Raw genomic sequence first — 9,010 nt, 5'->3', positions numbered from 1 at the left:
GGCCGGGGCTACTTCAGGCGCGCGGTGATGTCGGTCGCGGGGTCGCCGGTCAGCGAGATGATCTCGTCGTCGACCAGCACGGTCGGGGTGCCGACGCGGCCCGTCTCGGGGTTCGCGGGGGTCTTCTGCGTCATCGCGGTCACGAACTTGGAGTACGTGCCATCGGTCACGCACGAGTCGATGCCGCTCACACCCACACCCTTCGCGATGTCGAGGATCTGGGCGTCCGTGAGGCCGGCCGTCCCCTCGGCGGGCTGGTTCTCGAACATCGCACGCAGGAACGGCAGCGACTTGTCCTCGTCCTCGACCGCGACGCAGTACATCGCGTTCGCGGCGCGCGTCGAGAACGCGGTGCCCTGCGACCGCGAGTCGAGGATCGCGATGGGGTGGATGTCGAGCGACGCCGAGCCGTCGGCGAGCGCCTCGTCGATCGCGTCGCCGTACAGCTGCTCGAACTGGTTGCAGATGGGGCACATGAAGTCCACGTACGTGGCGATCGTGCCGGTCCCCTCGCCGACCGTGATGGCACCGGTCTCGACGTTCACGTTCGACGCCTCGGGGCGTGTTCCCGGGTCGGTCGCGGCGTTGTTCATCCACACCACGACGCCGATCACCACGGCCACCACGACCACGATCGCGACGCTCACCCAGATCGCGAACCAGTTGGTCTTCGTCGAACCTGCCATCACCCTCAACTCCCTATCGGTACCGGGACGACCCCGAACGGCGCCAGTCCCGCGGCTCCCCCGTCGGGCGCGGTCAGCACCCAGATGCCTTCATCGTGCACGGCCACGCTGTGCTCCCAATGTGAGCCGTCGCCGCCGTCGACCGTCGAGACGGTCCAGTCGTCGTCCTCCACGAGCGTCGACTCGGAGCCGGCGACGACCATCGGCTCGAGCGCGAGGCAGAGGCCCGGACGCACCTGCGGTCCGAGGTCGGCCACGCGGTAGTTGAACACGCTCGGCGCCTCGTGCATCTTGCGGCCGATGCCGTGGCCCACGTAGTCGCGGAGGATGCCGTAGCCCTCGCCGGACGCCTCGATGTGCGACTGCACGGCGTCGCCGACCTCGGCCACGTGCGAGGCGTGCGCGAGGGCGGCGATGCCCGCCCACAGCGACCCCTCGGTGACCTCCGACAGACGCCGGCGCGCGGCCACGAGCTCGGGGCGCGACGGGTCGGGCACGACGACCGTGATCGCCGAGTCGCCGTTCCAGCCCCTGTACTGGGCGCCCGCGTCGATCGAGACGATGTCGCCCGGCTCGAGCGCGCGATCGGACGGGATGCCGTGCACCACCTGCTCGTTGACCGAGACGCACGTGGTGTGCCGGTAGCCCCGCACGAGCTTGAAGTTCGACTCCGCGCCGCGGGTCGCGATGACGGCAGCCGCGGCGGTGTCGAGCTCGAGGGTCGTGACCCCGGGCGCGACGAGGTCGCGGACGGCCTCGAGCGCGGCGGCCGTGATGAGACCGGGCTCGACCATCGCCCGCAGCTGGGCGGGCGTCTTGTACATCCAGCGGCGCAGCGCCACGGGTCAGGCGACGATGCCGCGCGCCGCGAGGGCCGCGACGATGCGCTCGGTGACCGCGTCGAGCGAGCCGACGCCGTCGACGGCGTCGACGAGGCCGTGGTCACGGTAGACCGCGAGGATCGGGGCGGTCTCGCGCTCGTAGATCGCGAGACGGTTCGCGATGGCCTCTTCGGTGTCGTCGGTGCGGCCCTGCTCGCGCGCACGCTCGGCGATGCGGGCGATGCTCACCTCGCGCGGCACGTCGAGCTCGATCACCGCGGTGAGCGCCTCGTCGCGGGGGCCGAGGTAGTCGTCGAGCAGGCCGACCTGGGCGATGTTGCGCGGGAAGCCGTCGAGGAGGAAGCCCTCGCCCGTGTCGCCCTGACTCAGGCGATCGCGCAGCACCTCGAACGTGAGGGCGTCCGAGACCAGGTCGCCCGACTCGATGACGGCCTTCACCTTGCGGCCGAGCTCGGTCTCGTCCTTGATGTGGGTGCGGAAGACGTCGCCGGTGGAGATGGCGGGGATGCCGAACAGCTCCGCCAGCCGCGCACCCTGCGTGCCCTTGCCGGAGCCCTGCGGGCCGACGATGAGCAGGCGCGGCGCCTGCCGGGCGGGACGCTCCGCCTCGCGATGCGCGACGCCCTCGCGGCTCTGCTCTTCCTGCGCGAAGGCGAGGTGACCCTCGTGGCGGGTGTGGTGCTCGTGCGCGGTCATCTCAGGAGCCCTTCGTAGTGGCGCTGCTGGAGCTGCGCGTCGATCTGCTTCACGGTCTCGAGTCCGACACCGACGATGATGAGGATCGACGCGCCGCCGAACGGGAAGTTCGCGTTCGCGCCGACCGTCGCGAGCGCGATCAGCGGCAGCAGGGCGATGAGGCCCAGGTAGATCGAGCCGGGAAGGGTGATGCGCGTGAGCACGTAGTCGAGGTACTCCGCGGTGGGTCGGCCGGCGCGGATGCCGGGGATGAACCCGCCGTACTTCTTCATGTTGTCGGCGACCTCGACCGGGTTGAACGTGATCGCGACGTAGAAGTAGGTGAACCCGACGATGAGCAGGAAGTACACCAGCATGTACAGCGGGTGGTCGCCCTTGGTGAGGTAGGCCTGGATCCACGCGACCCAGCCCGGGACCTCGCCGTTGGCGCCCGGCGTCTGGTTGAACTGCGCGATGAGCGCCGGGATGTACAGCAGCGACGACGCGAAGATGACCGGGATGACGCCGGCCATGTTGACCTTGATCGGGATATACGTGTTCGTGCCGCCGTACGTGCGCCGTCCCACCATGCGCTTGGCGTACTGCACCGGGATGCGGCGCTGCGACTGCTCGACGAACACCACGAGGGCCACGACCACGAGGCCGACGGCGAGGACGAGCAGGAACGTCTCGAAGCCGCGCGCGACCGCGATGCCCCACATCGCCGCCGGGAAGGTGGCCGCGATGGAGGTGAAGATGAGGATCGACATGCCGTTGCCGACGCCGCGCTCGGTGACCAGCTCGGCGAACCACATGATGAGGCCGGTGCCGGCGGTCATCGTGATGATCATGAGCAGCTGCGCCCACCACGCGTCGTTGGTGAGGAGGGTGTCGCACTCGGGGATGCCGGTGACGCCGAACAGCTGACCCGACCGGGCCACGGTCACGAGCGTCGTCGACTGCAGCAGCGCGAGCGCGATGGTCAGATAGCGCGTGTACTGCGTGAGCGTGGACTGGCCCGACTGGCCCTCCTTGTAGAGGGTCTCGAAGTGCGGGATCACCACGCGCAGCAGCTGCACGATGATGGATGCCGTGATGTAGGGCATGACGCCCAGGGCGAAGATCGACAGCTGCAGGAGGGCGCCGCCCGAGAAGAGGTTCACGAGCGAGAGCAGGCCCTCGGTGGAGCCGGACTGCTGAAGGCAGGACTGCACGTTCGGGAAGTTCACGAACGGCGTCGGGACGTGGGCACCGAAGCGGTACAGGACCAGGATCCCCAGGGTGAAGGCGATCTTCCGCCGCAGATCCGGGGTGCGGAAGATCCGCCCGATGGCGCTGAACAAAGGGATTCCTCCAGTGGGACGACCGGTGCCTCGACAGGGCACCGTCCTCCAGGGTAGCCCAGCGCGTCCGGATCGACCTGATCAGCAGGTGCGAACGAGCGCCGGGAGGCGATCGAGAGGGGCCGGGGAGAACCCCGACCCCTCTCGGATCACGACGAGACCGAACCGCCTGCGGCGACGATCTTCTCGGCCGCCGAGCCGGAGACCCGGTCGACCGTCACGTTGAGCTTGACCGAGATGTCGCCGGTGCCGAGCACCTTGACCTTCTCGTTCTTGCGGACCGCACCCTTGGCGACGAGGTCGTCGACCGTCACGTCGCCGCCGGCCGGATAGAGCTCGGCGAGCTTGTCGAGGTTGACCACCTGGTACTCGACGCGGAACGGGTTCTTGAACCCGCGCAGCTTCGGCGTACGCATGTGCAGCGGCATCTGGCCGCCCTCGAAGCCGGCCTTCACCTGGTAGCGGGCCTTCGTGCCCTTGGTGCCGCGACCGGCGGTCTTGCCCTTCGAGCCCTCACCGCGGCCGACACGGGTCTTGGCGGTGTTGGCGCCCGGGACGGGGCGGAGGTGGTGCACCTTGAGCACGCCGGGGCGCGCCGCGGGGGCATCCTTCTTCTTGTCGGACTTGTCAGCCATCAGTCGATCTCCTCAACCTTCACGAGGTGGGCGACGGTCTTGACGTAGCCGCGCGTCTGCGCGTCGTCGGGACGGACGACCGAGTCGCCGATCCGCTTGAGACCGAGCGAACGCAGCGTATCGCGCTGGTTCTGCTTCTCGCTCACCTTGGACTTGATCTGCGTGACCTTCAGACGCTCGGCCATCAGGCACCTACCTTCTGTGCCGCCTCTGCCTCGGCACGGATCAGACGGGCCGGCGCGACCTGGTCGAAGTCCAGGCCTCGGCGCGCGGCGACCGCACGGGGCTCCTCGAGCTGCTTGAGCGCCTCGACGGTCGCGTGCACGATGTTGATCGTGTTGGACGAGCCGAGCGACTTCGAGAGCACGTCGTGGATGCCGGCGCACTCCAGCACGGCGCGCACCGGGCCACCGGCGATGACACCGGTACCGGCCGCGGCCGGACGCAGGAGCACGACGCCGGCGGCGGCCTCGCCCTGCACCGGGTGCGGGATCGTGGAGGCGACGCGCGGCACGCGGAAGAAGTTCCGCTTCGCCTCTTCGACGCCCTTCGAGATCGCCAGCGGCACCTCGCGGGCCTTGCCGTAGCCGACGCCCACGAGACCGTTGCCGTCGCCCACGACGACGAGCGCCGTGAAGCTGAAGCGGCGACCGCCCTTGACGACCTTCGACACGCGGTTGATCGTGACGACGCGCTCCAGGAACTGGCTCTTGTCGGCGTCACGGCCGCCGCGGTCGCGGTTGGGGTTGCGCTCGCGACCGCCGCGGCGGGGCTCGCGCGTCTCGCGCTCGGCGGGCGCGGTGGCCGGAGCCTCTGCGGTCACTTCGTTCTCCTTGTTCTCACTCACAGGTTCAGACCTCCCTCGCGGGCGCCGTCGGCGATCGCCGCGACCCGGCCCGCGTAGCGGTTGCCGCCGCGGTCGAACACGACGTCCGAGACACCGGCGGCCTTCGCACGCTCGGCGACGAGCTCGCCGACCTTGCGGGCCTTGGCGGTCTTGTCACCGTCGAACGCGCGCAGGTCGCTCTCGAGGGTCGACGCGGATGCCACGGTGTGACCCTTGCTGTCGTCCACGACCTGGACGAAGACGTGGCGGGCCGAACGGGTCACGACCAGACGCGGACGCGCCTCGGTGCCCACGACCTTCTTGCGAAGACGCGCGTGGCGGCGCGCACGCGCGCCGGACTTCGACGTCACAGCCATGATTACTTACCAGCCTTTCCGGCCTTGCGGCGAACGACCTCGCCGGCGTAGCGCACACCCTTGCCCTTGTACGGCTCGGGCTTGCGGATCTTGCGGATGTTGGCCGCGGCCTCGCCGACCGCCTGCTTGTCGATCCCGCTGACGGTGAGCTTGTTGTTGCCCTCGACCGTGAGCGTGATGCCCGCGGGCGCCTCGACCAGGACCGGGTGCGAGAAGCCGAGGGCGAACTCGACCGAGGTGCCCTTCTGGGCCACACGGTAACCGGTGCCGACGACCTCGAGGCCCTTGGAGTAGCCCTGGGTCACGCCGATGATGTTGTTGTTGATGAGGGTGCGGGTGAGGCCGTGCAGCGAGCGCGAGTCGCGCTCGTCGTCGGGGCGGGTGACCAGGACCTGGTTCTCCTCCACGGCGACCTCGATGGGGCGCGCCACGGTGAGCGTGAGCTCGCCCTTGGGGCCCTTGACCGCGACGTCCTGGCCGTCGACCGAGATGGTCACGCCGGCGGGGATGTCGATGGGAAGACGTCCGATACGCGACATGTCAGATCACCACACGTAGGCGAGGACTTCCCCGCCGACGCCCTTCTGCTCGGCCTGGCGGTCCGTGAGGAGGCCAGAGGAGGTGGACAGGATCGCGACGCCGAGGCCGCCGAGCACGGTCGGCAGCTCGGTGGACTTCGCGTACACGCGGAGGCCGGGCTTCGAGACGCGCTTGATGCCGGCGATCGACCGCTCGCGGTTCGGGCCGTACTTCAGCGACAGCGTGAGGGTCTGGCCGACACGGGCGTCGGTGACCTCCCAGCCGGCGATGTAGCCCTCCTGCTGGAGGATCTCGGCGATGTGGGTCTTGAGCTTCGAGCTCGGCAGCGACACGGAGTCGTGGTGCGCCGTGTTCGCGTTGCGCAGACGGGTCAGCATGTCTGCGACCGGGTCTGTCATCGTCATGTGTTTTTCCTTCGTTCACCAGGTTTCGTCGCCCTTTCCGAGGACGCCGACCTGTGGTGGGTGGGTGTTACTGCGCGTCGTCCGTCTTGAACGGGAAGCCGAGCGCACGCAGGAGCGCGCGACCCTCGGCATCCGTCTTGGCGGAGGTGACGACGGTGATGTCGAAGCCGCGGACGCGGTCGATCTTGTCCTGGTCGATCTCGTGGAAGACCGACTGCTCCTGCAGGCCGAACGTGTAGTTGCCGTGGCCGTCGAACTGCTTGGGCGAGAGGCCGCGGAAGTCCCGGATACGGGGCAGCGCCAGGTTGACGAGGCGGTCCAGGAACTCCCAGGCGCGGTCGCCGCGCAGCGTCACGTGGGCGCCGATGGCCTGCCCCTCGCGCAGCTTGAACTGCGCGATGGACTTGCGGGCCTTGGTGACGACCGGCTTCTGGCCGGTGATGCGGACGAGGTCGTCCACGGCGCCGTCGATGACCTTGCCGTCGCGGGCGGCCTCACCGACACCGGTGTTGACGACGACCTTGACGAGGCCGGGGATCTGCATGACGTTGGCGTAGCCGAACTCGTCCCGCAGGGACTTCTTGATCTCGTCCTGGTACTTCTGCTTCAGGCGGGGCTGGATCTTGCCAGCCTCCGCGGCAGCGATGGTGCTCATGTTCAGAGGTCCTTGCCTGACTTCTTCGCGTAGCGCACGCGGACCGTGCGCTTCACGCCGTCCTTCGTCTGCTCCTCGACCCGGTGGCCGACGCGGGTCGGCTTCTTGGACGAGGGGTCGACGAGCGCGACGTTGGAGATGTGGATCGGGGCTTCCATCGTCTCGATGCCGCCCGTCTTGGTGCCGCGCTGGGACTGGCCGACGCGCGTGTGCTTGGTGACGTAGTTCACGCCCTCGACGATCACGCGGTTCTGCTCGACGAGGACCTCGAGGACCTTGCCCTGCTTGCCGCGGTCTCCGCCGCGCTCGGGCTTGGCGCCCGAGATGACCTGAACCAGGTCGCCCTTCTTGATCTTCGCCATGATCAGATGACCTCCGGGGCGAGCGAGACGATCTTCATGAACTTCTTGTCGCGAAGCTCACGGCCGACCGGGCCGAAGATGCGGGTGCCGCGGGGCTCCCCGTCGTTCTTCAGGATCACGGCGGCGTTCTCGTCGAACTTGATGTAGGAACCGTCCTGACGACGGGTCTGCTTGACGGTGCGGACGACGACGGCCTTGACCACGTCGCCCTTCTTGACGTTGCCGCCGGGGATCGCGTCCTTGACGGTCGCCACGATGATGTCGCCCAGACCGGCGTAGCGGCGGTTGGAGCCGCCGAGCACGCGGATCGTGAGCAGCTCCTTGGCGCCGGTGTTGTCGGCGACCTTGAGGCGGGTCTCGGTCTGAATCATTGCTTACTTCGCCTTCTCGAGGATCTCGACCAGGCGCCACCGCTTGGTGGCGCTGTACGGACGGGTCTCGTTGATCAGCACGAGGTCGCCGATGCCGGCGGTGTTGCCCTCGTCGTGCGCCTTGACCTTCGAGGTGCGGCGGATGACCTTGCCGTAGAGCGGGTGCTTCACGCGGTCCTCGACCTCGACGACGATCGTCTTGTCCATCTTGTCGCTCACGACGTAGCCGCGGCGCGACTTGCGGTAGCCGCGGGCGTCGGCGTCGCGGACGTCGTGCTCGGCGCCCTCGTGGCCGGCCACGACCTCGGTGTTCTCTGCAGCCATCACTCGGCCTCTTCCTTCGCGGCCTGGTCGGCGGCATCCGCCTTCTTGGCCTTCTTCGTCTTCTTCGGCGCGGCCTCGACCGGTGCCGGGGTGGCCCGGATGCCGAGCTCGCGCTCGCGGATCACCGTGTAGAGCCGCGCGATGTCGCGCTTGACCGCACGGATGCGGCCGTGGCTCTCGAGCTGGCCGGTGGCCGACTGGAAGCGCAGGTTGAACAGCTCCTCCTTGGCCTTGCGCAGCTCCTCGACGAGACGCTGGTCTTCGAACGTGTCCAGCTCGCTGGGTGCGAGCGTCTTGGTGCCGACGGCCATTACGCGTCGCCCTCCTCGCGCTTGATGATGCGTGCCTTCAGGGGCAGCTTGTGGATGGCACGGGTCAGGGCCTCGCGAGCGAGCTGCTCGTTGACGCCGGCGACCTCGAAGAGGACGCGACCCGGCTTGACGTTGGCGACCCACCACTCGGGCGAGCCCTTGCCGGAGCCCATGCGGGTCTCAGCCGGCTTCTTGGTGAGCGGGCGGTCGGGGTAGACGTTGATCCACACCTTTCCGCCGCGCTTGATGTGACGGGTCATGGCGATACGAGCGGACTCGATCTGACGGTTCGTCACGTACGCGGGCGTGAGGGCCTGGATGCCGAACTCGCCGAAGGAGACCTTCGTGCCGCCGGTGGCCTGGCCGTCGCGCTTGGGGTGGTGCTGCTTGCGGTACTTGACCTTGCGGGGGATAAGCATTACGCCGATGCTCCTTCTGCGACGGGGGCCTCGTTGCGGGGGCCACGACGCGGACGGTCGCCGCGATCACGAGCGGGCTTCTGGTTCGCCTGCTCGCGCGCGAGCTCCTTGTTGGTGAGGTCGCCCTTGTAGATCCAGACCTTCACGCCGATGCGGCCGAAGGTGGTCTTGGCCTCGTAGAAGCCGTAGTCGATGTTCGCGCGCAGCGTGTGCAGCGGCACACGACCCTCGCGGTAGAAC

General features: G+C 68.6%; 16 protein-coding genes and 1 pseudogene. All 17 read right to left on the bottom strand.

The annotated features are described in order from the left end of the window. Positions 1-8 precede the first annotated feature (8 nt). Positions 9-686: a thioredoxin domain-containing protein gene (locus WML84_RS10105; RefSeq protein WP_347346017.1), complete on the bottom strand. Its 678-nt coding sequence runs from the start codon at positions 684-686 to the stop codon at positions 9-11. 5 nt (positions 687-691) lie between these two features. After that, positions 692-1,528, bottom strand: a complete 837-nt coding sequence (gene map, locus WML84_RS10100) for a type I methionyl aminopeptidase (RefSeq protein WP_347346016.1) — start codon at positions 1,526-1,528, stop codon at positions 692-694. 3 nt (positions 1,529-1,531) lie between these two features. Next, positions 1,532-2,224, bottom strand: coding sequence for an adenylate kinase (locus tag WML84_RS10095; RefSeq protein WP_347346015.1), 693 nt, complete (start codon positions 2,222-2,224; stop codon positions 1,532-1,534). Continuing rightward, entirely contained in the window at positions 2,221-3,546 is a 1,326-nt protein-coding gene (gene secY / locus WML84_RS10090) for a preprotein translocase subunit SecY (RefSeq protein WP_347346014.1), read from the bottom strand. Before secY ends, WML84_RS10095 begins: the two co-directional genes overlap by 4 nt. 149 nt (positions 3,547-3,695) lie before the next feature. Next, positions 3,696-4,181 carry a 50S ribosomal protein L15 gene (gene rplO, locus WML84_RS10085; RefSeq protein ID WP_347346013.1) on the bottom strand — a complete coding sequence of 162 codons (486 nt, stop codon included), beginning with the start codon at positions 4,179-4,181 and terminating at the stop codon, positions 3,696-3,698. Then, positions 4,181-4,366 (bottom strand): 50S ribosomal protein L30, encoded by a 186-nt coding sequence (rpmD, locus tag WML84_RS10080; protein ID WP_013583998.1) that lies wholly within the window; start codon positions 4,364-4,366, stop codon positions 4,181-4,183. Before rpmD ends, rplO begins: the two co-directional genes overlap by 1 nt. Beyond that, positions 4,366-5,028, bottom strand: a complete 663-nt coding sequence (gene rpsE / locus WML84_RS10075; RefSeq protein WP_347346012.1) for a 30S ribosomal protein S5 — start codon at positions 5,026-5,028, stop codon at positions 4,366-4,368. The genes rpmD and rpsE overlap by 1 nt, the downstream gene beginning before the upstream one ends. Further along, entirely contained in the window at positions 5,025-5,384 is a 360-nt protein-coding gene (rplR, locus tag WML84_RS10070) for a 50S ribosomal protein L18 (RefSeq protein ID WP_347346011.1), read from the bottom strand. The genes rpsE and rplR overlap by 4 nt, the downstream gene beginning before the upstream one ends. A 2-nt stretch (positions 5,385-5,386) precedes the next feature. Further along, positions 5,387-5,923, bottom strand: a complete 537-nt coding sequence (gene rplF / locus WML84_RS10065; protein WP_347346010.1) for a 50S ribosomal protein L6 — start codon at positions 5,921-5,923, stop codon at positions 5,387-5,389. A 6-nt stretch (positions 5,924-5,929) separates the two neighbouring features. Beyond that, positions 5,930-6,328: a 30S ribosomal protein S8 gene (gene rpsH / locus WML84_RS10060; protein ID WP_347346009.1), complete on the bottom strand. Its 399-nt coding sequence runs from the start codon at positions 6,326-6,328 to the stop codon at positions 5,930-5,932. Positions 6,329-6,395: 67 nt separating this feature from the next. Further along, positions 6,396-6,983 carry a 50S ribosomal protein L5 gene (gene rplE, locus WML84_RS10055; protein ID WP_347346008.1) on the bottom strand — a complete coding sequence of 196 codons (588 nt, stop codon included), beginning with the start codon at positions 6,981-6,983 and terminating at the stop codon, positions 6,396-6,398. 2 nt (positions 6,984-6,985) lie between these two features. Further along, on the bottom strand, positions 6,986-7,345 hold the full coding sequence (gene rplX / locus WML84_RS10050) for a 50S ribosomal protein L24 (RefSeq protein ID WP_347346007.1): 360 nt from the start codon (positions 7,343-7,345) through the stop codon (positions 6,986-6,988). A gap of 2 nt (positions 7,346-7,347) precedes the next feature. Next, positions 7,348-7,716, bottom strand: a complete 369-nt coding sequence (gene rplN, locus WML84_RS10045; protein ID WP_347346006.1) for a 50S ribosomal protein L14 — start codon at positions 7,714-7,716, stop codon at positions 7,348-7,350. A gap of 3 nt (positions 7,717-7,719) precedes the next feature. Continuing rightward, the gene (gene rpsQ, locus WML84_RS10040; RefSeq protein WP_347346005.1) at positions 7,720-8,040 is read right to left on the bottom strand and encodes a 30S ribosomal protein S17; all 321 of its coding nucleotides are present in this window, start codon (positions 8,038-8,040) and stop codon (positions 7,720-7,722) included. Next, positions 8,040-8,351, bottom strand: a complete 312-nt coding sequence (gene rpmC / locus WML84_RS10035) for a 50S ribosomal protein L29 (protein ID WP_347346004.1) — start codon at positions 8,349-8,351, stop codon at positions 8,040-8,042. Before rpmC ends, rpsQ begins: the two co-directional genes overlap by 1 nt. Then, entirely contained in the window at positions 8,351-8,770 is a 420-nt protein-coding gene (gene rplP / locus WML84_RS10030; protein WP_347346003.1) for a 50S ribosomal protein L16, read from the bottom strand. The genes rpmC and rplP overlap by 1 nt, the downstream gene beginning before the upstream one ends. Next, positions 8,770-9,010 (bottom strand): annotated as a pseudogene (locus WML84_RS10025) (30S ribosomal protein S3); the annotation flags it as partial. The pseudogene WML84_RS10025 and the gene rplP, both read right to left, overlap by 1 nt.

Source organism: Microbacterium sp. (genome assembly GCF_039812165.1).
Taxonomy (GTDB): domain Bacteria; phylum Actinomycetota; class Actinomycetes; order Actinomycetales; family Microbacteriaceae; genus Microbacterium.
This window is presented reverse-complemented; position numbering and strand designations above follow the sequence as displayed.

What these genes read in the sequence shown, in the direction of transcription:
- WML84_RS10105 (WP_347346017.1), bottom strand. Translation starts at nt 686, where the DNA reads ATGGCAGGTTCGACGAAGACCAACTGGTTCGCGATCTGGGTGAGCGTC.
- WML84_RS10095 (WP_347346015.1), bottom strand. Translation starts at nt 2,224, where the DNA reads ATGACCGCGCACGAGCACCACACCCGCCACGAGGGTCACCTCGCCTTC.
- rplO (WP_347346013.1), bottom strand. Translation starts at nt 4,181, where the DNA reads ATGGCTGACAAGTCCGACAAGAAGAAGGATGCCCCCGCGGCGCGCCCC.
- rpmD (WP_013583998.1), bottom strand. Translation starts at nt 4,366, where the DNA reads ATGGCCGAGCGTCTGAAGGTCACGCAGATCAAGTCCAAGGTGAGCGAG.
- rplR (WP_347346011.1), bottom strand. Translation starts at nt 5,384, where the DNA reads ATGGCTGTGACGTCGAAGTCCGGCGCGCGTGCGCGCCGCCACGCGCGT.
- rplF (WP_347346010.1), bottom strand. Translation starts at nt 5,923, where the DNA reads ATGTCGCGTATCGGACGTCTTCCCATCGACATCCCCGCCGGCGTGACC.
- rpsH (WP_347346009.1), bottom strand. Translation starts at nt 6,328, where the DNA reads ATGACGATGACAGACCCGGTCGCAGACATGCTGACCCGTCTGCGCAAC.
- rplE (WP_347346008.1), bottom strand. Translation starts at nt 6,983, where the DNA reads ATGAGCACCATCGCTGCCGCGGAGGCTGGCAAGATCCAGCCCCGCCTG.
- rplX (WP_347346007.1), bottom strand. Translation starts at nt 7,345, where the DNA reads ATGGCGAAGATCAAGAAGGGCGACCTGGTTCAGGTCATCTCGGGCGCC.
- rplN (WP_347346006.1), bottom strand. Translation starts at nt 7,716, where the DNA reads ATGATTCAGACCGAGACCCGCCTCAAGGTCGCCGACAACACCGGCGCC.
- rpsQ (WP_347346005.1), bottom strand. Translation starts at nt 8,040, where the DNA reads ATGGCTGCAGAGAACACCGAGGTCGTGGCCGGCCACGAGGGCGCCGAG.
- rpmC (WP_347346004.1), bottom strand. Translation starts at nt 8,351, where the DNA reads ATGGCCGTCGGCACCAAGACGCTCGCACCCAGCGAGCTGGACACGTTC.
- rplP (WP_347346003.1), bottom strand. Translation starts at nt 8,770, where the DNA reads ATGCTTATCCCCCGCAAGGTCAAGTACCGCAAGCAGCACCACCCCAAG.